This window comes from Streptomyces klenkii, assembly GCF_003626645.1.
Classification (GTDB): Bacteria; Actinomycetota; Actinomycetes; order Streptomycetales; family Streptomycetaceae; genus Streptomyces; species Streptomyces klenkii.
The window spans coordinates 511,553-533,740 of sequence record NZ_RBAM01000004.1 but is presented as its reverse complement, the minus strand read 5'-3'; the positions used below and the strand labels follow the sequence as shown (position 1 = coordinate 533,740).

Here is a 22,188-nt window from a genome sequence, read left to right as displayed (position 1 = left end):
CGGCAGGTGCCGCGCTCAGCCCTCCGACGGCACCGGGATCAGCCCTCCGGCAGTGCCGCGCTCAGCCCTTCGACGGCGTCGGCGAGAGCGAGTTCTTCTGGCAGCCCGGCTGCTTGGCCATGGCCTTGCCGACGTCGCCCGCCTGGAGCTTCTTGAGCGCCTCGGAGCTCTGGCCGCTGAGCTTGGCGACGTCCCCGCCGATGCTCCTGAGCCCCTCGCCGAACTTGTTCTTGTCGCCGGTGTCGAGGCTGTCGCTGCGCTTCTTCAGGTTCGCATACGCCGTGGAGAGGTCGTTGAGCGCCTTGACGGCGTTCTTCTGGCTGCTCTCGCCGTCCTTGACCGGCGGGGCGCCCGCGTCCTGGACCGCGTTGGCGAGCGACTTGTACGCGTCGACGCTGACCTGGAAGGCGGCGGAGTCGGTCTGCTGGACCTTCTTGGAGTCCTCCTCCGTCTGGACGCTCGCGATCGACTGGTTGGCCTCCAGGATCTTCTTCACCTGGGGCTGCATCTGGTCGCAGACCTTCTTGGCCCAGTCGTCCAGCTTCTTGTTGCCTTCGTCGTCGCTGCTGCAGCCGGTCAGCGCCAGCAGAAGCGCCGTACCGCCGGACAGTACGGCCGCAAGCTTCTTGTTCACCGGATCGGTCCCTTCGATGGCTCTCGGCCCGGAACTTACACGTCCGAGCGGGACCGCCCAGGAGGCGAGAGCCCCGTACGCCCCCTTTTGAAGCCATTTGCACCAAGCGCAGCGTGTCATTCACCGCACCTGTTCCCGGGCCGGCGGCGGAGCGGCGGACTGCACGCCGCCGGCACCGCCGCCGGCCCGGGGTCCGAAGTGCCGGAGCGTCAGTTCCTCACGACACCACCGCTTCTTACGACACCACCGCCGGATCGGCCGACTTCGCGGCCCGTTCGGCGTTCTCGTCGTCCCCCACCGCGACACCGCGCCGCTTCGAGACGTACACCGCGACGACGATGACGACGATCGCCAGCACCGAGACCCCGATCCGCAGTCCCTTGCTGGCGTCGGCGCCGTAGGAGAACTTGACCACCGCGGGCGCGATCAGCAGCGCCACCAGGTTCATGACCTTCAGCAGCGGGTTGATGGCCGGCCCGGCGGTGTCCTTGAAGGGGTCGCCGACCGTGTCGCCGATGACCGTCGCCGCGTGGGCCTCGCTGCCCTTGCCGCCGTGCTTGCCGTCCTCCACCAGCTTCTTGGCGTTGTCCCAGGCGCCACCGGAGTTGGCGAGGAAGACGGCCATCAGGGTGCCGGTGCCGATGGCGCCCGCGAGATACGAGCCGAGCGCGCCGACGCCGAGCGAGAAGCCGACGGCGATCGGCGCCATGACGGCCAGCAGGCCGGGCGTGGCGAGTTCGCGCAGCGCGTCCTTGGTGCAGATGTCCACCACGCGCCCGTACTCCGGCTGCTCGGTGTAGTCCATGATCCCGGGGTGCTCGCGGAACTGCCGCCGCACCTCGTAGACGACCGCGCCCGCCGACCGGGACACGGCGTTGATGGCCAGCCCGGAGAAGAGGAAGACGACCGCGGCCCCGAGGATCAGCCCCACGAGGTTGTTGGGCTGCGAGATGTCCAGACTCAGGCCCAGCTCCCCGGACTTCGCGTGCACGTCCCGCACGGCGGTGGCGATCGCGTCGCGGTACGAGCCGAAGAGCGCCGACGCCGCGAGGACCGCCGTGGCGATGGCGATGCCCTTGGTGATGGCCTTGGTGGTGTTGCCGACGGCGTCGAGGTCGGTGAGCACCTGCGCTCCGGCGCCCTCGACGTCACCGGACATCTCGGCGATGCCCTGGGCGTTGTCCGAGACCGGGCCGAAGGTGTCCATGGCGACGATGACGCCGACCGTGGTCAGCAGGCCGGTGCCGGCGAGGGCGACGGCGAACAGGGCCAGCATGATGGACGTGCCGCCGAGCAGGAACGCCCCGTAGACGCCCAGCGCGATGAGCACGGCCGAGTAGACGGCGGACTCCAGGCCGATGGAGATGCCGGCGAGGACCACCGTCGCCGGGCCGGTCAGGGACGTCTTGCCGATGTCGCGCACGGGCCGCCGGCTGGTCTCCGTGAAGTACCCCGTCAGCTGCTGGATGAGCGCGGCGAGGACGATGCCGATGGCCACGGCCACGAGGGCCAGGACCCTGGGATCGCCGGAGTGGGCGCGGATGGCGTCGTCCCCGATGCCCTTCAAATCGGCGTAGCTGGAGGGCAGGTACGAGTAGACCGCGACGGCCACCAGGACCAGCGAGATGACGGCCGAGATGAAGAACCCGCGGTTGATCGCGGTCATCCCGCTGCGGTCGGCGCGGCGCGGCGCGACCGCGAAGATGCCGATCATCGCCGTGAGCACGCCGATCGCGGGGACGAGCAGGGGGAAGGCGAGACCCGCGTCGCCGAACGCGGCCTTGCCGAGGATCAGCGCGGCCACCAGCGTCACGGCGTACGACTCGAAGAGGTCGGCCGCCATGCCGGCGCAGTCGCCCACGTTGTCGCCCACGTTGTCCGCGATGGTGGCGGCGTTGCGCGGGTCGTCCTCGGGGATGCCCTGCTCGACCTTGCCGACGAGGTCGGCGCCGACGTCGGCCGCCTTGGTGAAGATGCCGCCGCCGACCCTCATGAACATGGCCAGCAGCGCCGCTCCGAACCCGAAGCCCTCCAGCACCTTGGGCGCGTCGGCGGCGTAGACGAGGACGACGCAGGAGGCGCCCAGCAGGCCGAGGCCCACGGTGAACATCCCGACGACGCCACCCGTGCGAAACGCAATCTTCATGGCCTTGTGGGACACGGCCGTCAGATCCTTCTCCGGATCGCCCGGCGCCGGAGTGGCCTCGCGCGCCGCCGCGGCGACCCGCACATTGCTGCGTACGGCGAGCCACATGCCGATATAGCCGGTGGCCGCCGAGAACAGCGCTCCGATCAGGAAGAAGACGGAACGCCCGATGCGCTGCGACCAGTTGTCGGCCGGCAGGAGCATCAGGAGGAAGAACACCGCCACGGCGAATACGCCGAGCGTGCGCAACTGCCGGGCGAGATAGGCGTTCGCGCCTTCCTGCACCGCCGCTGCGATCTTTCTCATGCTGTCGGTGCCCTCGCCCGCCGCGAGGACCTGCCGCACCAGGGCGACGGCGACCACGAGCGCCGCGAGCGCGACGGCTGCGATCACGTACACCATGGTGCGGTTGCCCTGGGTGAGTTCGGCTGCGAGATGCTGAGTGAAGTCCACCTGTCGAGGGGTGAAGGGCCCCGCCATTCGTCCTCCCTAGACGTTTGGCACATGGGCGCGCAGCTCCTCCGCGCCATTGATCCACGCGCGCACGGAACAGCAGCCACGCTCAGGCGTCCTGAGCTCAAGATGGACGGATTGTAGGGAGCCCGGCGAGATCAAAACAGAGCGCGGCAAAGGGAATTGGCCTGTGCAAGTGAAGATCGGATGAATGATCCGCCGGATAAACGATCTCGGACGGAGATCGGCAATGGAGATCGGAATGGAGATCCATTACGGGGCAGGGAAGGGCGCGGGGAAACGATCAGCGAAAAGATCGCGGAATTACTGCTGATCAATTCCCGGAAAGCCGGAGGCGGCCGCAGAGGGCGCGGAGAGGCGGGCGAAGATCGACTACGGCTCGGCGGGGAATCGGCAGGGGCTCGGCGAAAGGACGTCGACAAGACGTCGGCGCGATGCGATCCCGGTGCGGCCGGGAGTTACGCCCGTCCGATGAGGGCGGACTACGTCAATGCGCCCGGACGGACTACGGCAGCACGGCCGCGGGGACGATCGGCCAGCTCATACGGATCAGGCCGCCGTGCTCGTCCGCGGTCACCTCGACGTCATCGACCAGGCCGCTGATGACGGCGAGGCCCATGTCGTCCTCGCTGTCGGCGCCGGCGTCCTCGTACCCGGCCGCGGGGCGCTCCGAGCCGTTCGCAGAGGTGAGCTCGAGGGGCGCGGGGCGAGGGGCGTCGTCCCCCACCTCGATGGAGAACTTCTTCTCCTCCTCGATCAGCGTCACCCGCACGGGAGTGGGCACCTCATTGGTGATGTGCAGGCCCACCGCACGCGAACAGGCCTCGCCCACGGCGAGCCGGACCTCGTCCAGCACGGCCTCGTCCACGCCGGCACGGCGCGCCACCGCGGCCGCCACCAGCCGGGCGGTCCGGACATGCTCGGGAAGGGCACTGAAGAGCAGTTCGACGGTGGCCATGCCATCCCCCTCGGTCGTACGTGCCCTCTCCCCCTCATCCGGAAAAGGGCGGACTCACGAGGGGGCCGGGCCCACGGGCCCGGGTTCCCCCCGCGTGACAGTCTTCCCCGGCGACCTCAGTCGGTCGCCTGCACCGCATCCTCCACCGAGGTGTGGATGGGGAACACCTTGGTGAGACCGGTGATACGGAAAATCTTGAGAATGCGCTCCTGGTTGCAGACCAGGCGCAGCGAGCCCTCATGGGCACGCACTCGCTTCAGCCCGCCGACCAGGACGCCGAGCCCGGTGGAGTCGAGGAAGTCGACGCCCTCCATGTCCACGACGAGGTGATAGCTGCCGTCGTTGACAAGCTCGACCAGCTGCTCACGCAGCTTGGGCGCGGTGTACACATCAATCTCGCCACCGACCCGGACAACCGTACGGTCGCCTACGGTCTCGGTCGACAGGGACAGGTCCACGGATCCTCCAGCACCTTGCATCGAGCGGTCGCCCCCCATGGATCGGCAGCCGCGATGGCATTCAATCACTTACCGGCAGGCGCGCACGACGCCTTGACGCCATTGTCCGTCACGCCAGTGACACACTCGGTGCCGATGGCCAACGATCAACTCCCGCCGGAGGCGGGCGTACATCCCCTTCCCCGGACAGTCCTCGACCGACTGACCACCGGGGCCGACCGGGCTGCACGCATCACTCATACGGAGCACTTGCCCCCGCGTCCGGGACGTCATGCCCCCTGGCCTGAGCAGATCCGGCCGGAAGTGGTCGAGGCCGTCCGGGCCGCCGGCATCGAGCGGCCCTGGGCTCACCAGGCGCTCACCGCCGCGCACGCGCTGCGCGGCGAGTCGGTGGTCGTGGCCACCGGCACCGCCTCCGGGAAGTCCCTCGCGTACCTGGCGCCGGTCCTCAGCGCCCTGCTGGACGGCTCGGAGGCCCCGAACGGCCGCGGCGCCACCGCCCTGTACCTCGCCCCCACCAAGGCCCTGGCCGCCGACCAGCGGCGCGCCGTACGGGCCCTCGCCGAGCCCCTGGGCAAGGGCATCCGGCCCGCCGTGTACGACGGGGACACGCCGGTCGAGGAGCGGGAGTGGGTGCGCCAGTACGCCAATTACGCGCTCACCAACCCCGACATGCTCCACCGCTCGATCCTGCCCGCCCACCCCAAGTGGTCCTCCTTCCTGCGCGCCCTGCGCTACGTCGTCATCGACGAGTGCCACACCTACCGGGGCGTCTTCGGCTCGCACGTCGCCCAGGTGCTGCGCCGCCTCCGGCGCGTCTGCGCCCGCTACGGCGCCGATCCGGTCTTCCTCCTCGCCTCGGCCACGGCCTCCGACCCGGCCACCGCGGCCACCCGGCTCACGGGCGTCCGGGTGGCGGAGATCACTGAGGACGCCTCCCCGCGCGGCGAACTCGTCTTCGCCCTGTGGGAGCCCCCGCTCACCGAGCTCCACGGCGAGCGGGGCGCCCCCGTGCGCCGCACCGCCACCGCCGAGAGCGCCGACCTCCTCACCGACCTCGTCGTCCAGGGCGTCCGCACGGTCGCCTTCGTGCGCTCACGGCGCGGCGCCGAGCTCATCGCCCTGATCGCCCAGGAACGCCTCGCCGCCGTGGACCGCTCGCTCCCCGGGCGTGTCGCCGCCTACCGCGGCGGCTACCTCCCCGAGGAGCGCCGCGCCATCGAGCGCGCCCTGCACAGCGGCGAACTGCTCGGCCTGTCCGCCACGACGGCCCTGGAGCTCGGCGTCGACGTCGCGGGCCTCGACGCCGTCCTCCTGACCGGCTATCCGGGCACCCGGGCCTCCCTGTGGCAGCAGGCCGGCCGCGCGGGCCGTACGGGCCGGGGAGCCCTGGCCGTCCTGGTCGCCCGCGACGACCCCCTGGACACCTACCTCGTCCACCACCCGGAGGCGCTCTTCCGCCGCCCCGTGGAATCCACCGTCCTCGATCCCGACAACCCCTACGTCCTCGCCCCCCATCTGTGCGCCGCGGCCGCCGAGCTTCCGCTCACCGAGGCCGACCTGTCCCTGTTCGGGCCCGCGGCCCCGGGCGTGCTCGCCCAGCTCGAGGCCCGCAAGCTGCTCCGCCGCCGCGGCGCCGCCTGGCACTGGACCCGCCGCGAGCGCGCCGCCGACCTGACCGACATCCGGGGCGGCGGCGGCCGGCCCGTCCAGGTCGTGGAGGAGGGCACCGGGCGCCTGCTGGGCACCGTGGACGCGGCCGCGGCCCACGCCTCCGTCCACGAGGGCGCGGTCCACCTCCACCAGGGCCGCACCTACCTCGTCCGCCGCCTCGACCTGGAGGACTCCGTCGCCCTCGTCGAGCAGGCCGACCCGCCGTACTCGACCACCGCCCGCGACACGACCTCCATCGCCGTCCTGGAGACCGCCGCCGAGATCCCCTGGGGGGAGGCGCGGCTGTGCTTCGGCTCGGTCGAGGTCACCAACCAGGTCGTCTCCTTCCTGCGTCGCCGGCTGATCACCGGCGAGATCCTGGGCGAGTCCAAACTGGACCTCCCGCCCCGTACGCTGCGGACCCGCGCCGTGTGGTGGACCGTCACCGAGGACCAGCTCGACGAGGCCCGCATCGACCCCGAGGCCCTCGGCGGTGCCCTGCACGCCGCGGAACACGCCTCCATCGGCATGCTCCCCCTCTTCGCCACCTGCGACCGCCGGGACATCGGCGGCGTCTCCGTCCCCCTGCACCCCGACACGCTCCTGCCGACCGTGTTCGTCTATGACGGCCACCCCGGCGGCGCCGGCTTCGCCGAGCGGGCCTTCCACACCGCCGCCCGCTGGCTCACCGCCACCCGCGAGGCGATCGCCGCCTGCGAGTGCGACACGGGCTGCCCTTCCTGCGTGCAGTCCCCCAAGTGCGGCAACGGCAACGACCCCCTCGACAAGCGGGCCGCGATCCGCCTCCTCACCCGGCTCCTCAGGGACGCCCCGAAGGACGAGACCCCACAGGAGGAGCCCCCGCAGGACGAACCCCCGCAGGCCCCGCCCGGGCCGCCTGGCGACTGAGTCCCGGGGAGGCACACCCCTGAGGACCAGGGCCTGGGAGGCCGGGGTTCCGGAGACCAGGGCCTGGGAGACCAGGCTTCCGGAGGCCGGGGTTCCGGAGGTCAGGGCCTCCGAGATCGGAGCCCGGGAAGAAAGCGGCGGCCGATACGGCCACAGGGGTGAACCCCACCGCCTCCGCGGGCCCCGCCCGCGACCGCACCCGGACGGCATACGGCCCCGCCCGGGCCTCGGCCGCGACCTCGGCGATCTCACCGCTCACGGCACAGCGCACCACTCTCGTCCCCTGCGCGGCGGCCACCCGCCGGGCGAGGCCGCACGCGGCGTCCTGCCCTTCGAGGGCGTGGTCCGCCGCGGCCAGCGCCGCCAGATCCGCCGCGCCGCCCGCCCGGTGACGGGCCACCACGGCCTGCCCCATGGCCAGCAGCGCCGCGAACACCGCGCAGAGCGCCGTGGCCGCGACCGCCACCCACACCGTGGCCGTCCCACGGTCACCGCACCGTCTCCTCCGCAAGGGCCACCGCCTCTCCGCCCAGCCGCACGGCGAGCGGGCCCGCCGCACGCGCCTCGACCCGTACCCGTACGAGGTCGCCCTCCCGCGCCACGGCGATGCGGGCCCCCTGCGGCGCGGCGGACCGGGCCGCCGCGACCGCCGCCGATGCCGGGTCCGACCGCGCCGCCGCCCGGGCGCCCGCCCTGGCGGCGTCCACACACTGGATCTGCGCGGCGGCGGCCATCAGCCCCCAGATCAGGGCCATGCCGAACAGAATCAGCGCCGGGAGCACCATCGCCGCCTCGGCGGTCACATAGCCGCCGTCCGCACAGCCGCCGCAGCACCGGGGACGCCCCCGGTGGCCGCCCGCCGCCGGGGCGGCCGGAAGGCGGCGGCCCGGTCCGCGGGCAGGGCCGGCGAGGACGACCTCGCCGGACCCTCCGTCAGAACACCGGCCCGGGCTGGCCCGCAGCCCCGGCCACCCGGCCCCGGACGGCTCACCGGACGCCCTGTCAGAACGGCGCATTGAGTGCCCGCCCGATGAGCCCTTGCAGAGCCGCATTGACCGCCCCGCTGGTGACCACCTTGTAGAGCACGGCGGCAAGTGCACAGGCGGCCAAGGTGCCGACGGCGTACTCGGCCGTCGACATGCCCGCGTCGCCGGCCGCGAAGGCCCACGGCCTGCCCGCCCGCTCCCACGGCACCGGCCAACGCCACTGCCTGCTCCGGCCGCCGGGCCACCACCGGCCCCGTTCCCGGCCCTGCGAGCGGCTCCTCACCCGGACCGGCCGTGCCGCATGCGCCCCGCACCAGCCCCGGCGCACCGGTGCCCTCCGCACCGTCGTCGTCTTCCCCGCCATCGCCGTCGCCCCCGTCATCGCTGCCATGACCTGCATCCCACTCACCGTCAATGTCCTTTCGTCAGACCACTCGCCAGACCGATCACCACGGGCACCACCCCGACCGTCAGGAACGCGGGCAGGAAGCACAGCCCGAGCGGGGCCGTCGCCAGGACGCCCGCACGCCGGGCCCGTATGCCCGCCGCCCTGCCGCGCTCGGCCCGCAAACGGCCGGCGAGCCGCGACATGGGCTCCACGGCGGGCACTCCCGTCGCCTGCGCCCGCTCCAGACAGCGGGCGAGCCCCCGGGCGCCCGGAAGGCCGCCCAAGCGGCTCCAGGCCGTGGCGGGGTCGCCGCCGAGCCGGACTTCGGCCGCGGCCCGGGCGAGCCGTTCGCCCACCGGGCCGCCCAGCGACAGGCCGACCGCTTCGGCCGCCTCCCTGGGCCCGGCGCCCGCCGCCAGGCACGCCGCCATGAGATCGGCGGCCAGCGGAAGTTGCCTCTCGGCTTCCCCCGACGGGGCCTGTGCCGAGGGCTCCGCCGCAGCGTCGGCCCTCTTCCGGCGCTGTCGCCACCGCCACATGCCGTACGCGGCGGCGAGTCCCACCGCGCAGCCGGCCACTCCGCCGACGAGGATGATCCCGGCGGCTCCGGCCCCCGCCGGGGGGAGCCAGTCCCGGACCCCCGGCAGCCGGCCGGCACGGGCCCGCAGCCCCTGCACCCTCGTGCTCGTGGCGGGTTCGTACCCGAGCAGAGCAGCCGCCCGGCGGCGCGCCGCCCGCCCCTTGCGGATCCGGACCGCTATGCGCACCGCGCAAGCCGTCGCGATCCCGGCAAGGATTTCCATCCACAGGCTGTGGATAACATTTGCGCTCACGAGACTTTCCCTTCCGCCGAGAGTCCGGGCCTGCCGCACTCACCGCCGCGCCCCTCGGGCTCCCCCGCCGCCGTCCGCACGATCCGCCCGGTCCAGGCGATGCCGGCGCCCTCCAGGAGCCCGCCGAGAACGAGGCAGCCGAGCCCGGCCGGGGTGTGCAGCAGCACCTTCAGCGGCGCCGCTCCCAGCGCACTGCCCATCAGCAGGGCGAGTACGGGCAGCAGGGCCAGCATCACGGCGGTGGACCGTGCGCCCGCCAATTGCGACCGCAGCTCCTCCCGTTGATCCCGCTCGGCACTCAGCGCGGCCGCCACCCGTTCGAGCCCCGACGCGAGCCCCGCACCCCCGTCCACGGCCACGCGCCAGCAAGCGGCGACACCATGCAGCCCCTCGGCCCCGGGGCGTCCGGCCACGGCCCGCAGGGCCTCCGGCACATCGCCGCCGAACCTCGCCGCGGCCGCGACGGCCGCCCACTGCGGGCCCAAGTCCCCCGCGGGCACGCCGGCCAGCGCCTGGCCGGGCTGCCTGCCCGCCCGCAGCTCGCCCGCGACCGCCCCGCACAGCTCGATCACGGCCGCCTCCCGCCGTTCCCCTTCCCTCTGCTCGCGCCGCGCGGCCAGCCACTTCCGTACGAGCGGGATCGCGACGAGCGCTGCCAGCAGTGGCAGCAGCGACGCCCCCAACAAGGCCACCGCACCGCCGACCGGAAGGCACATCAGCTCCCGCCGTGCCCGCGCCCACCGGCCCAGCCGGGCGCCCCACTCCCCCGCCCAGGCGGGCGGCCACGATCCGGCGGGCGTGGTGGACCCGCCGCCCGCGAACAGCAGCCGGGCGCGGCGCAGTTCCCGGCCGGGGCCGGTCAGCGGCCAGGCCATGAACAGCGCGCTCAGCGCGGCGACGCCCGTGAGCGTGGCGGGCGGCATCGTCCCGGCGGCGGTCATGGCGTCGCTCCGCCCCGCTCGCACAGCCCGGCCAGCCGGGCCCACCCGCGCGCCCGCTGAAAGCCCTCGGCTCCCCAGGCGACGGCCGGCACCGTGGTGACGAACCCGGCAGGATCCCGGTCGAGCACGTGCACCTCGGCGACCCGCCGCCGCCCGCCCCGCTCCCGTACGAGATGGATGACGACCGACAGGCCGGCCGCCAATTGGCTGTGCAGCGCGGCCCGGTCGAGGCCGGCGGCCGAGCCCAGCGCTTCGAGCCGGGCGGGAACGTCCGCCGCGGCGTTCGCATGGACCGTCCCGCAGCCTCCTTCATGCCCCGTATTGAGGGCGGCCAGCAGGTCCGTGACCTCCGCACCGCGGACCTCGCCCACCACCAGCCGGTCCGGCCTCATGCGCAGGGCCTGCCGGACCAGGTCCCGCAAGGTGACCAGGCCCATGCCCTCCTGGTTCGCCGGGCGGCTCTCCAGCCGGACCACGTGCGGGTGGTCGGGGCGCAGTTCGGCGGAGTCCTCGGCGAGGACGATCCGCTCGTCCGGCGCCACCAGCCCGAGCAAGGTGGTCAGCAACGTGGTCTTGCCGCTGCCCGTGCCGCCGCTGATGACGAACGAGAGCCTCGCTTCCAGCACCGCCCGCAGCAGCCGGTCGCCGCCGGGCGGCACGGTGCCGGCGGCCATCAGGTCATCCAGGGTGAAGGCGCGGGGGCGCACGACGCGCAGTGAGAGGCAGGTGGAGCCGACGGCGATCGGGGGCAGCACCGCATGCAGCCGCGTGCCGTCGGGAAGCCGGGCGTCGACCCAGGGGCGGGCGTCGTCCAGCCGCCGGCCGGCGATGGCGGCGAGCCGCTGGGCGAGCCTGCGCACGGCCGTGGCATCCGGGAAAACGACGTCCGTGCGCTGCAAGCCGGCGCCCCGGTCGACCCAGACCTGGTCGGGCGCCGTGACGAGGACGTCGGTGACGTCGGGCTCGGCCAGCAGCCGTTCCAGCGGGCCGGCACCGATCAGCTCGGAACGCAGCCGGGCCGCGACGCCGAGGATCTCGGCGTCCCCCAACAGCCGCCCTTCCTGGCGCAGCGCCTCCGCGACCTTGGCGGGCGTGGGTTCGGCGCCGCTCTCGGCCAGCCTCAGCCGCACGGCCTCCAGCAGTCCGGCGCTCACGACAGCACTCCCTGGAGGGCCTCGAAGCAGGCCCAGAAGTCGGTGCAGTACCGGGCGAGCGGGCCGCGCTCGGCGCCCGGCGGTCTGCCCGCTGCGAGCGCGGCCGCCAGGCCCGTCTCCGGAGGGAGCTCGCCCGCGAGAGGGAGGCCGAGGAGGCGGGAGACCTGCTCGCCGTTGAGACCGGCGGCGCGCGGAGTGCGGACGACGATCCGCAGGTCGCCCAGGACCGCTCCGGCGGTGGCGGCGACGCGGTGCGCCGCGGCCACGGCCCTCAGCTCCGCGGGCACCACCAGCAGGCCCGCGTCGAGCTGTCCGAGCGCTTCGAGGGCCGCTTCGTCGAGCCGGCGCGGGAGATCGACGACCACCGCGCCGCCGCGGCGGCGGGCCGCGGTCAGCACGGCCTTCACCGCTTCGGGCGGCACAGCCGTGCAGGGGCTCCGGTCCCAGCTGAGCAGGCGCATCGAGTGGAGCTCGGGCAGGGCCTCTTCCAGCGCCCGGCACGCCACGCGGCCCCGGGAGTCGGCGAAGGCCGGCCAACGCAGCCCTTCCGCTCTCTCGCCACCGAGCAGAACGTCGAGGCCGCCGCCCAGTGGATCGCCGTCGATGAGCATGGTGCGCCGCCCGGCGGCGGCAGCGCTGACGGCGAGGGCGCACGCCAGCGTGCTCGCGCCCGCGCCGCCGCATCCGCCGATCACCCCGACGGTGAGGGCGGGCCGCCCGGCGCCTTCGACGGCATCGGCGATCCGCTCGACGAGCCGGCCCTCGCAGCCGGGCAGCAGCACCACGTCCCGCGCGCCGACCTCCATGGCCAGCCGCCACACCCCGTCGTCGCCGCGGTCCCGGCCGACGAGCACGACCGCATCCCCGTGGGCTGCGAGGCGCGAGCCGCGCAGGCGGCGCGCGCAGTCCTCCCCGACCAGGATCAGCGGTGGATCGAGACCGGCGCCGCGGCGCGCCGGGGCGCCGTGTGCCACTTCGGGCATGGCGCCGGCCGCCGCGCACAGGCGCAGCAGGTCGTCGAGCAGCTCCTCGTCCTCGGCGATGATCAGTGGTCCGCGCTGCCTCTCACCGGCGGCGGGCGGCCATTCGGATGCGCTGGATCCGGCCACGGCGTCCTCCCCGTCTCAACTGCGCGCTCTCGCATCCGCGGACATCGCGGAAGAGCGCGGGGAATCACCGTGCAGCGAACTGGAAAATAATGTGGATCTTGGTTAAAAACTGTGGACAACTCAGTCGCTGTGAATATCCCGGTCACCTATACCGGTGACTTCCACAGAGCAGCCCACCGATTACGCTGCGTAGCGTGTATGAAGGGAGGGAGGCAGCCACCGAGCGGGCGGCGCGGGAGGGAGGAATGCCGGGTGGGGGTCCACGAAATGCATCCGGACATGCGACGACCCCCGCCGGGGGGGAGAGCGGGGGTCGTCCCCACGGCCGACTCGGGGGGGGAGGAGTCGGACCGGGTTAGACACGGTCGCGAACGATCCGTGACTTCCATGGTGTACCCGAGAGCCTTCTCAGGCAAACCCACACGCCTCAGCTTACGCCGAATGGAGGGCGCCTATGCTCGGCATCGTGGAAAACCACTCGTTGCCCCGGACAGCCGCGTTCTTTGATCTGGACAAGACGGTCATTGCGAAGTCGAGCACGCTCACCTTCAGCAAGTCGTTCTACCAAGGTGGCTTGATCAACCGGCGGGCCGTGCTGCGCACCGCGTACGCACAGTTCGTCTTCCTCGCCGGCGGAGCCGACCACGATCAGATGGAGCGGATGCGCGAGTATCTCTCGGCGCTCTGCAGGGGCTGGAATGTCCAGCAGGTCCGCGAGATCGTCGCCGAGACCCTGCACGAACTCATCGACCCGATCATTTACGACGAAGCCGCCTCCCTCATCGAAGCACACCACACCGCCGGGCGCGACGTGGTGATTGTCAGCACCTCGGGCGCCGAGGTCGTCGAGCCCATCGGCGAACTGCTGGGCGCGGACCGCGTGGTGGCCACCCGCATGGTCGTGGAGGACGGCGCCTTCACCGGCGAAGTCGAGTACTACGCCTACGGGCCCACCAAGGCCGAAGCCATCAAGGAGCTCGCCGAGTCGGAGGGGTACGACCTCTCCCGGTGCTACGCCTACAGCGACTCCGTCACCGACATCCCCATGCTCGAAACCGTCGGCCACCCGCACGCGGTCAATCCCGACCGGGCGCTGCGCCGGGAGGCGGCGGCCCGCGACTGGCCGGTTCTCTCCTTCAACCGCCCCGTCCGGCTCAAGCAGCGGGTGCCCGCCCTGTCGATGCCCTCGCGCCCCGCCCTCGTGGCGGCGGCCGCGGTCGGCGCCGCCGCCGCGACCGCGGGCCTGGTCTGGCTGGCCGGGCGGCGCCGCGAGCCGGGTGCCCGCATTGCCCCGGTTTAACGCTAAACACAAAGAACTGCGGCCCAGCCTTCCGCTTCGGCGGCGACAGGAGTAGAAAGGACTTAACGGCCCGCGAGACCAGGGACATCCGGGAGGACGCCCTTCACGCACCAAGGCCCCACGGACCGAAGCATGAACGTCGGGCACCCACGCGACGCCGACCCGTCGATTACGGGCCAGCCGCACCAGGTGACGGGCAAAGTCCCCGGCCTGATGGGCAAATCTCGTGCACGCATGGTAACCCGGCGAACATGCCAGCGGCGGTACCGGAATTGACCGGTACCGCCGCAACCCTGTCGGGCACTCACGCCGCCCCGGGCGGCACGCGAAGCCGCCGGGCAGCCCGCCGCAGGAAGCCCCGCGGGCGCAAACTCAGGCGGCTCCGCGCTGGAGCGCCTCGCACACCGCGGTGCTCTCCCGCACACCCAGCTCGACCGCACGGCCGCAGTGCGCGATCCAGGCGCCGACGCCCTCCGGCGTGCCCGACGCGTAGCCGTCGAGCGCCGCCAGATAGGCCTCCGCACCCAGCTCGGCGTGGCCGGCCTCGGCCGGGCAGACCGACTTGGGGTCGAGTCCGCTGCCCACCAGCACGATCCGCTCCGCCGCCCGCGCGACCAGGCCGTTGTGCGAGCCGAAGGGGCGCAGGGCGAGCAGTTCGCCGTGCACCACGGCCGCCGTCACCAGCGCGGGCGCCTCCGTCCCCGCGAGGAGCAGCCCCGCCAGGCCTTCGAGCCGTCCGGCCACCTCCGACGCGCTGGGCACCGCCAGCCGGACCAGCGGTTCGTCAACGGGCTCGCCCTCCAGCCGGGGCCGGCCGACCGTCTCGTCGGGCCGGGTCCCGCCCGCGGCCACCAGGTGCAGCCTGGCCAGCACCCGCAGCGGCGACTGCCGCCACACGCTCAGCAGCTGCCCCGCCTCGGCGGTCAGCCGCAGGGCGGCGCCCACCGTCCCGGCCTCCGCCTCCACGCCGAAGTCGGTGCGGCGGCGCACCTCTTCGAGCGCCCAGTCGGCACCGGACAGTGCGGCCGAGCCGCGTGCGCCGCGCAGCGCGGCCTCGGAAGTGATCTCGTTGCTGCGGCGGCGCATCACCCGGTGCCCGTAGACGCGGTCCACCGCCTTGCGCACGGAGTCCACGGAGTCGGCCACGCCGGGGAGGGAGGCCAGGGCGGCGAGCGGGTCGGCAGTCGTACTCATGCGTAAGACAGTACGCACTTCGGGTCTACACCCCTCGAACGAGTGGTCTTCTTCACGCACTGCTCTCACTCCGTGCACCCTCACACCTACGCTTGGTGAACATGAAGATCGCTTTCGTAGGGAAGGGCGGCAGCGGGAAGACCACGCTGTCCTCGCTGTTCATCCGCCACCTCGCCGCGGACCGCGCACCCGTCGTCGCGGTGGACGCCGACATCAACCAGCACCTCGGCGCGGCGCTCGGGCTGGACGAGGAGGAGACGTCCGTACTGCCCGCGATGGGCGCTCAGCTCCCCCTGATCAAGAACTACCTGCGCGGCAGCAACCCCCGGATCACCTCCGCCGAGACGATGATCAAGACGACGCCGCCGGGCGAGGGCTCGCGGCTGCTGCGGATCGCCGAGGACAACCCGGTCTACGACGCCTGCGCCCGCCCCGTCGAGCTCGACGGCGGGCCCGTACGGCTGATGGTCACGGGCCCGTTCACCGAGTCCGACCTCGGGGTCGCCTGCTACCACTCCAAGGTCGGAGCCGTCGAGCTGTGCCTCAACCACCTGGTGGACGGCCCCGGGGAGTACGTCGTCGTCGACATGACGGCCGGCAGTGACTCCTTCGCCTCGGGCATGTTCACCCGGTTCGACATGACCTTCCTGGTGGCCGAGCCCACCCGCAAGGGCGTGTCCGTCTACCGCCAGTACAAGGAGTACGCCCGCGACTTCGGCGTCTGCCTCAAGGTCGTGGGCAACAAGGTCCAGGGCCAGGACGACATCGACTTCCTGCGCGACGAGGTCGGCGAGGACCTCCTGGTGACCTTCGGCCACTCCGACTGGGTGCGGGCGATGGAGAAGGGCCGGCCGCCCCGCTTCGGCCTGCTGGAGGAGCACAACCACCAGGCGCTGCGCGCCCTGCGCGAGACGGCGGACGGCTCGTACGAGCTGCGGGACTGGCAGCGCTACACCCGCCAGATGGTGCACTTCCACCTGAAGAACGCGGAGAGCTGGGGCAACGCCAAGACGGGCGCCGACCTGGCGGCCCAGGTCGACCCCTCCTTCGTGCTCGACGAGAGCTGGGCGTCTACTCCGCAGCCCGCTTGACGCGCCGGGCGGCGGGGAAGCGCTCCCAGCCGCCCTTGGGGGCTTGTCCGACGTCGAGCTCACGCAGTGCGGCGAGGAGCCTGTTGTCCTGCGCGTCGAGCCAGTCGGCCAGTTGCTTGAAGGACACGCAGCGCACCTCTTCCTTGGTGCAGATGGTCTTGATGACGTGCTCGACCGCCCGCATGTAGGTGCCGCCGTTCCAGGACTCGAAGTGGTCGCCGATGAAGAAGGGCGCCCTGTTGCCACGGTAAGCGCGGCGGAATCCCGCGAGGAGGCCGTCGCGCATCTGCTTGCCCCAGGCGCGGTGCAGAGCGCGGCTGCCCCGGGTCGTGCCGGACTGGTTGGCGAGGAAGTTGTAGTCCATCGACAGGGTTTCGAAGTCCCGGCCGGGCACCGGGATGTCCTGTAGCGGGAAGTCCCAGAGGCCGTTGAGCCTGCGGGGCCACACCTGGCGGCCGCCGATGGAGCTCGCGTCGTAGCGGAAGCCCATGGTCTTGGCGGCCCGCACGAGGTTGCGCTGGCCTTCGAGGCAGGGGGCGCGGCCGCCGACGAGCTCCTTGCCGTAGTCGAACGGAAGCGGATCCTCTTCCTTCAGGCCGGCGTTGGTCCGCCAGTTCCGCACCAGGGACCGCGCCTGCCGGATCTCGCTCTTCCAGTCCTTGGGCGACCAGGTGCCGACCCCCCGGTCGGGGCCGCAGAAGTGGCCGTTGAAGTGCGTTCCGATCTCGTTCCCGTCCAGCCAGGCGCCGCGGAGCTGCTCCACGGTGTCCCTGACGCCTTTGACGGTGTTGAAGCCGATGTCCGAGGCGCCGGGCCGGTGCCGGGGCGGTTTGTAGAGGCGCCGTTTGCCCGCGGGGAGCATGTACACGCCGCTGAGGAAGTAGGTCATCGTCGCGTGGTGCTTCCTGCCGATGGCGCGGAAGCGGGAGAACAGGTGCTGCCCGTCCTCGCCCGAGCCGTCCCAGGAGAAGACGACGAACTGCGGCGGCCTGTGCCCGGGCTGCAGCCGGTCAGGGGTGGGCTGCCCGGGCTGGGGGCCCGTATCGGCGGTGGAACCGTCGCCGATGAGGCGGACCGGACGCCGCCCGGCCTCGGGATCGGCCGCGGCGCGCGGCGCGCCGGGGTCGGCTCCGCCCGAGCAGCCCGCCGAACCCGTCGCCAGCGCAAGGGCCGTGAGGCCGCCCAGCGCCACTTTCCATCCAGCGGCCATCAGCCACCTCTGCCTTCGCTGCCTGCCCGATCCGGCGCTTCAACGTCGCACGCCCGACCCCCTAAGCCGGTATTACAGATAGATAAAATGACAAATTCACTCATTAGGTGGAACCGCGCCTTTATTCGACCTTCCACCCTTCCCCGGGATCTTTACCCTCCATTACGATCCGTTTACCCAGAGTTGAGTTAATCCCCGCCACCGCAGCCGCTCCCGCCGCTGCGCGCCGTGACCACGGCCGCTTCTTCAGCGCGTCCGCGCCGCCCCGACGAAGACGGGAACGCCCATGCAGCCTCAGTCGCCTTCGACGCACCGCCCGCAGGCAGCCACCGGCGGGCCGAGCCCCGCCGGCCGGTCCACCTGGCGCGGAGATCTCGCCGCCTCCTTCGTCATCTTCCTCATCGCCGTGCCGCTCTCCCTCGGCATCGCGCTGGCCACCGGAGCGCCGCTCCAGGCCGGGCTGGTGGCGGCGGCGGTCGGCGGGATCGTCGCGGGGCTGCTGGGCGGCGCGCCGCTCCAGGTCAGCGGCGCGGCCACGGGCCTGGTCGTGGTGACGGCCGAGCTGGTCCAGCAGTACGGCTGGCGGGCCACCTGCGCGATCACCGCGCTCGCCGGACTGACCCAACTCGCCCTCGGCACGGCCCGGGTGGCCCGCGGTGCGCTGGCCGTCAGCCCGGCGATCGTGCACGGCGTGCTCGCCGGCATCGGCGTCACGATCGCCCTCGGCCAGCTCCACGTCGTCCTGGGCGACACCCCGAACAGCTCCGCCCTGGAGAATCTGGCCGCCCTCCCCGCGGAGCTGAGCCATCCGCACCCTTCGGCCCTGCTGGTCGGGGCCGTCACAGCGGCCGTTCTGGTGGGCTGGCCGCGGTTGCCCGGGAGGGCCGGTCAGTGGCTGCGCACGGTCCCCGCCCCGCTGGCCGCCGTGGCACTCGCCACCGGCGCCAGCACCGGCATGCCCGTGCCCCGCGTCTCCCTCCCCCAATGGCAGCTCCAAGCGCTACCCGCCCTGCCGGACGGGCCGGTGCTGGGCGTCTTCGCGGCGGTGCTCACGGTCACGCTCGTGGCGAGCATGGAGTCGCTGCTGTCCGCAGTGGCGGTGGACCGGCTGCGTGCCGAGCGCGCGGGCCTGCCGCAGGAGCAGGCCCGGCTCGACCGCGAGCTGGCCGGCCAGGGGGCCGCCAATCTGGTGTCCGGGCTCCTCGGCGGCCTGCCGGTCGCCGGCGGCGCGATCCGCGGGTCGGCGAACGTGGCGGCGGGGGCCGCCTCCCGCAAGTCCACCGTGCTGCACGGGCTGTGGGTGCTGCTCTGCGCCGGCCTGCTCACGACGGTCCTGGAGCTGATCCCGCTGGCGGCCCTGGCCGCACTGGTGATGGTGGTCGGGGTGAAGATGGTGAGCTTCGCGCACATCAAGCACGTACAGCGGCACCGCGAGTTCCCCATGTACGCGTCCACGCTCGGCGCCGTCGTGCTCTTCGGCGTCCTCCAGGGTGTCGCCGTCGGCATCGTGGTCACGGCGTTCCTCTCCCTGCGGCGCCTCGCCCACACGCGCATCACCGTGGACGAGGAGGGCGGCAACCACCTGGTCCGCGTCAGCGGCCAGTTGACGTTCCTGGCGGTCCCCAAGCTGAGCCGGGCGCTCGCCCAGGTGCCGCCGGAGGCGCCCGCGGTCGTGGAGCTGGGCGGCTCGTTCATGGACCACACCGCGTACGACACCCTCCAGTCATGGACGAACGCCCATCGCGCGCGGGGCGGCTGGGTCACGCTGCGAGGCCGCGGCGGGCGGCCGATCGCCGAGCCGGCCAGCACGCACGCCTGCCGCCCCTGGACACCCTGGCGCAACCACCACTGCACCCGGCCCACCGCCCCGGCCGACGCCCTCACCCCGCGCGGCGGGCAGCAACTGCTCGGCGGTGTCAGCGCCTTCCAGCGCAATACGGCCCCGCTCGTACGGGCCGAGCTGGCGCGGCTCGCCCGCGAGGGTCAGTGCCCGACGCAGCTCTTCCTCACCTGCGCCGACTCCCGGCTCGTCACCAGCATGATCACCTCCAGCGGCCCGGGCGACCTCTTCACCGTGCGGAACGTCGGCAATCTCATCCCGCCGCCCGCCACGGACGGCTCGTGCGACTCCGTCGGTGCCGCCGTGGAGTACGCCGTGGAGGTACTGAAGGTCAGCAGCATCACCGTGTGCGGGCATTCGGGGTGCGGCGCGATGCAGGCACTGCTCGACTCCGGGGCCGGGGAGCCCGGCGCGCCGCAGACCACGCTCACGCGCTGGCTGCGCCACGGCCGGCCGAGCCTCGCCCGGATGCAGCGGATCGGGCGGCTCGGCCGCGGCGAGGTGGCGGTGGCCGACCGGCCCGTCGCGGACGCCCTCGAACGGCTCGCGCTCGTCAACGTGATGCAGCAGCTCGATCACCTGATGGCCCACGCCTGTGTCGCCCGCCGCGTGGCCGAGGGATCGCTCCAGCTGCACGGCATGTACTTCCATGTGGGCGAGGCGCAGGCCTACGTCCTGGACCCGCCCTCGCGCACCTTCACGGCCGTGCGCCCCGAGGTCCTCGACGCCGTCTGACCCCTCTTCTACAGGTCTAAACCATTTTTTATCAACAGCCCTTGTCAGGGTGTGCCCCGGGCTGGTGAGCTATGCCCCGGGACACTACGGGCACCCACGGGCACAGCACGGTCACCCAACGGGCACCCTGAGAAAGGGAGATGTCGTGAGTAACGAGAGCCTGGCCAACCTCCTGAAGGAGGAGCGCCGCTTCGCACCGCCTGCCGCACTGGCCGCGAGCGCCAATGTCACCGCGGAGGCGTACGAGCAGGCGAAGGCTGACCGGCTGGGCTTCTGGGCCGCGCAGGCCCGCCGCCTGACCTGGGAGACCGAGCCCACCGAAGTCCTCGACTGGTCGAACCCGCCGTTCGCGAAGTGGTTCGCCGACGGCCGGCTCAACGTCGCGTACAACTGCGTCGACCGCCATGTGGAGAACGGCCTGGGCGACCGGGTGGCCATCCACTTCGAGGGCGAGCCGGGCGACACCCGCACCATCACCTACGCCGAGCTCCAGCGCGAGGTCTCCAAGGCGGCCCACGCCCTGACCGAGCTGGGCGTACAGGCGGGCGACCGCGTCGCCATCTACCTGCCGATGATCCCCGAGGCCGTCGTGGCGATGCTCGCCTGCGCCCGGCTCGGCGCGCCGCACTCGCTGGTCTTCGGCGGCTTCTCCGCCGACGCCCTCGCCACGCGCATCAACGACGCCGACGCCCGCGTCGTCATCACCGCCGACGGCGGCTACCGCCGCGGCAAGCCCTCCGCCCTGAAGCCCGCCGTGGACGAGGCCCTCACCCGCCCCGGCACTTCGAGCGTCCGCAGCGTCCTCGTCGTCCGCCGCACGGGCCAGGAGGGCATCGGCTGGACCGAGGGCCGTGACGTGTGGTGGCACGAGCTCGTCGAGCGCCAGCCCGAGGAGCACACACCGCAGGCGTTCGACGCCGAGCACCCGCTCTTCATCCTCTACACCTCGGGCACCACGGGGAAGCCGAAGGGCATCCTGCACACCACGGGCGGCTATCTGACCCAGGTGTCGTACACCCACCACGCCGTCTTCGACCTCAAGCCCGAGTCGGACGTGTTCTGGTGCACCGCCGACGTCGGCTGGGTGACCGGCCACTCGTACATCGTCTACGGCCCCCTCAGCAACGGCGCCACCGAAGTGCTCTACGAGGGCACCCCCGACAGCCCCCACCAGGGGCGCTGGTGGGAGATCGTGCAGAAGTACGGCGTCACCATCCTCTACACCGCGCCGACCGCGATCCGCGCCGCCATGAAGTGGGGCGACGACATCCCGGCCAAGTTCGACCTGAGCAGCCTGCGCATCCTCGGCTCGGTCGGCGAGCCCATCAACCCCGAGGCCTGGGTCTGGTACCGCAAGCACATCGGCGGCGACCGCACCCCGGTGGTCGACACCTGGTGGCAGACCGAGACGGGCGGCATGATGATCAGCCCGCTGCCCGGGGTCACCGAGACCAAGCCCGGCTCGGCCCAGGTTCCGCTCCCCGGCATCGCGGCCACGGTCGTGGACGACGAGGCCCGCGAGGTGCCCGACGGCGCCGGCGGCTATCTCGTCCTGACCGAGCCGTGGCCGTCGATGCTCCGCACCATCTGGGGCGACGACCAGCGCTACCTCGACACGTACTGGTCCCGCTTCGAGGGCAAGTACTTCGCGGGCGACGGCGCCAAGAAGGACGACGACGGCGACATCTGGCTGCTCGGCCGGGTGGACGACGTCATGCTCGTCTCGGGCCACAACATCTCCACCACCGAGGTCGAGTCCGCGCTGGTCTCGCACCCGAAGGTCGCCGAGGCGGCGGTCGTCGGCGCGACGGACCCGCAGACCACCCAGGCGATCTGCGCCTTCGTCATCCTGCGCGGCGGCGCCGACGCCACGGAGGAGGGCCTGGTCGAGGAGCTGCGGGCGCACGTCGCCAAGCAGCTGGGCCCGATCGCCAAGCCCAAGCGGATCCTCCCCGTGGCCGAGCTGCCCAAGACCCGCTCCGGCAAGATCATGCGCCGCCTCCTGCGCGACGTCGCCGAGCACCGCACCCTCGGCGACGTCACCACCCTGACCGACTCCTCGGTCATGGACCTCATCCAGTCCCAGCTCCCCGCAGCCTCCAGCGAGGGCTGACCGCGGCAGCAGTAACCCCGAGCGGAAGGGCGTCCGGCAGCGGCCGGGCGCCCTTCCGCTCG

General features: G+C 72.6%; 18 protein-coding genes. 5 read left to right on the top strand and 13 right to left on the bottom strand.

Annotated features, from left to right (window positions below):
* Window positions 1-61: 61 nt before the first annotated feature.
* From D7231_RS12570 to bldG, 4 genes are all read right to left on the bottom strand, one after another.
* Window positions 62-634, bottom strand: a complete 573-nt coding sequence (locus D7231_RS12570) for a small secreted protein (protein ID WP_120755398.1) — start codon at window positions 632-634, stop codon at window positions 62-64.
* Between the two features lie 235 nt (window positions 635-869).
* A complete protein-coding gene (locus D7231_RS12565; RefSeq protein ID WP_120755396.1) occupies window positions 870-3,260 on the bottom strand; it encodes a sodium-translocating pyrophosphatase in 2,391 nt (796 codons plus the stop codon).
* A 499-nt stretch (window positions 3,261-3,759) separates the two neighbouring features.
* Window positions 3,760-4,212, bottom strand: coding sequence for an ATP-binding protein (locus tag D7231_RS12560; RefSeq protein WP_120755394.1), 453 nt, complete (start codon window positions 4,210-4,212; stop codon window positions 3,760-3,762).
* A 116-nt stretch (window positions 4,213-4,328) separates the two neighbouring features.
* Window positions 4,329-4,670, bottom strand: coding sequence for an anti-sigma factor antagonist BldG (gene bldG / locus D7231_RS12555; RefSeq protein ID WP_030367299.1), 342 nt, complete (start codon window positions 4,668-4,670; stop codon window positions 4,329-4,331).
* A gap of 54 nt (window positions 4,671-4,724) precedes the next feature.
* On the opposite strand from bldG, the gene D7231_RS12550 reads away from it, so the two are divergent.
* A complete protein-coding gene (locus D7231_RS12550) occupies window positions 4,725-7,232 on the top strand; it encodes a DEAD/DEAH box helicase (RefSeq protein WP_120755392.1) in 2,508 nt (835 codons plus the stop codon).
* Here the strand turns inward: D7231_RS12550 and D7231_RS38465 are convergent.
* From D7231_RS38465 to ssd, 7 genes are all read right to left on the bottom strand, one after another.
* Entirely contained in the window at window positions 7,144-7,668 is a 525-nt protein-coding gene (locus tag D7231_RS38465; protein ID WP_416385379.1) for an Rv3654c family TadE-like protein, read from the bottom strand. The two genes, D7231_RS12550 and D7231_RS38465, sit on opposite strands and share 89 nt — an antisense overlap.
* Before the next feature lie 52 nt (window positions 7,669-7,720).
* Window positions 7,721-8,035: a TadE family type IV pilus minor pilin gene (locus tag D7231_RS37445; protein ID WP_277875578.1), complete on the bottom strand. Its 315-nt coding sequence runs from the start codon at window positions 8,033-8,035 to the stop codon at window positions 7,721-7,723.
* A 199-nt stretch (window positions 8,036-8,234) separates the two neighbouring features.
* Entirely contained in the window at window positions 8,235-8,426 is a 192-nt protein-coding gene (locus D7231_RS38460) for a DUF4244 domain-containing protein (protein ID WP_241999692.1), read from the bottom strand.
* Between the two features lie 203 nt (window positions 8,427-8,629).
* Window positions 8,630-9,439: a type II secretion system F family protein gene (locus tag D7231_RS12530; protein WP_241999672.1), complete on the bottom strand. Its 810-nt coding sequence runs from the start codon at window positions 9,437-9,439 to the stop codon at window positions 8,630-8,632.
* Window positions 9,436-10,380, bottom strand: coding sequence for a type II secretion system F family protein (locus D7231_RS12525; RefSeq protein WP_422396699.1), 945 nt, complete (start codon window positions 10,378-10,380; stop codon window positions 9,436-9,438). The genes D7231_RS12530 and D7231_RS12525 overlap by 4 nt, the downstream gene beginning before the upstream one ends.
* Complete coding sequence (locus D7231_RS12520; protein ID WP_120755389.1) at window positions 10,377-11,534, bottom strand: TadA family conjugal transfer-associated ATPase; 1,158 nt, start codon at window positions 11,532-11,534, stop codon at window positions 10,377-10,379. The genes D7231_RS12525 and D7231_RS12520 overlap by 4 nt, the downstream gene beginning before the upstream one ends.
* Window positions 11,531-12,643: a septum site-determining protein Ssd gene (gene ssd / locus D7231_RS12515; protein WP_120755387.1), complete on the bottom strand. Its 1,113-nt coding sequence runs from the start codon at window positions 12,641-12,643 to the stop codon at window positions 11,531-11,533. The genes D7231_RS12520 and ssd overlap by 4 nt, the downstream gene beginning before the upstream one ends.
* A 454-nt stretch (window positions 12,644-13,097) precedes the next feature.
* Between ssd and D7231_RS12510 the strand changes: the two genes are divergently transcribed.
* Window positions 13,098-13,943: an HAD family hydrolase gene (locus tag D7231_RS12510; protein WP_120755385.1), complete on the top strand. Its 846-nt coding sequence runs from the start codon at window positions 13,098-13,100 to the stop codon at window positions 13,941-13,943.
* 372 nt (window positions 13,944-14,315) lie between these two features.
* On the opposite strand, the gene D7231_RS12505 is transcribed toward D7231_RS12510, so the two are convergent.
* Entirely contained in the window at window positions 14,316-15,137 is an 822-nt protein-coding gene (locus D7231_RS12505; RefSeq protein ID WP_120755383.1) for a Fic family protein, read from the bottom strand.
* Window positions 15,138-15,238: 101 nt separating this feature from the next.
* Here D7231_RS12505 and D7231_RS12500 point away from each other — a divergent pair, with 101 nt between their 5' ends.
* Window positions 15,239-16,228: an ATP-binding protein gene (locus D7231_RS12500; RefSeq protein WP_120755381.1), complete on the top strand. Its 990-nt coding sequence runs from the start codon at window positions 15,239-15,241 to the stop codon at window positions 16,226-16,228.
* Here D7231_RS12500 and D7231_RS12495 read toward each other — a convergent pair.
* Window positions 16,209-17,438, bottom strand: a complete 1,230-nt coding sequence (locus D7231_RS12495; protein ID WP_120755379.1) for a polysaccharide deacetylase family protein — start codon at window positions 17,436-17,438, stop codon at window positions 16,209-16,211. The genes D7231_RS12500 and D7231_RS12495 overlap by 20 nt on opposite strands.
* A 286-nt stretch (window positions 17,439-17,724) precedes the next feature.
* Here D7231_RS12495 and D7231_RS12490 point away from each other — a divergent pair, with 286 nt between their 5' ends.
* Both D7231_RS12490 and acs read left to right on the top strand, forming a co-directional pair.
* A complete protein-coding gene (locus D7231_RS12490; RefSeq protein ID WP_120755377.1) occupies window positions 17,725-20,013 on the top strand; it encodes a SulP family inorganic anion transporter in 2,289 nt (762 codons plus the stop codon).
* A gap of 145 nt (window positions 20,014-20,158) precedes the next feature.
* On the top strand, window positions 20,159-22,126 hold the full coding sequence (gene acs, locus D7231_RS12485; RefSeq protein ID WP_120755375.1) for an acetate--CoA ligase: 1,968 nt from the start codon (window positions 20,159-20,161) through the stop codon (window positions 22,124-22,126).
* Window positions 22,127-22,188 lie beyond the last annotated feature (62 nt).

Excerpts from the sequence above, each read along its gene's own strand:
- D7231_RS12565 (WP_120755396.1), bottom strand. The coding sequence starts at position 3,260 with ATGGCGGGGCCCTTCACCCCTCGACAGGTGGACTTCACTCAGCATCTC.
- D7231_RS12560 (WP_120755394.1), bottom strand. The coding sequence starts at position 4,212 with ATGGCCACCGTCGAACTGCTCTTCAGTGCCCTTCCCGAGCATGTCCGG.
- D7231_RS12550 (WP_120755392.1), top strand. The coding sequence starts at position 4,725 with ATGGCATTCAATCACTTACCGGCAGGCGCGCACGACGCCTTGACGCCA.
- D7231_RS12525 (WP_422396699.1), bottom strand. The coding sequence starts at position 10,380 with ATGACCGCCGCCGGGACGATGCCGCCCGCCACGCTCACGGGCGTCGCC.
- D7231_RS12510 (WP_120755385.1), top strand. The coding sequence starts at position 13,098 with ATGCTCGGCATCGTGGAAAACCACTCGTTGCCCCGGACAGCCGCGTTC.
- D7231_RS12505 (WP_120755383.1), bottom strand. The coding sequence starts at position 15,137 with ATGAGTACGACTGCCGACCCGCTCGCCGCCCTGGCCTCCCTCCCCGGC.
- D7231_RS12500 (WP_120755381.1), top strand. The coding sequence starts at position 15,239 with ATGAAGATCGCTTTCGTAGGGAAGGGCGGCAGCGGGAAGACCACGCTG.
- D7231_RS12495 (WP_120755379.1), bottom strand. The coding sequence starts at position 17,438 with ATGGCCGCTGGATGGAAAGTGGCGCTGGGCGGCCTCACGGCCCTTGCG.
- D7231_RS12490 (WP_120755377.1), top strand. The coding sequence starts at position 17,725 with ATGCAGCCTCAGTCGCCTTCGACGCACCGCCCGCAGGCAGCCACCGGC.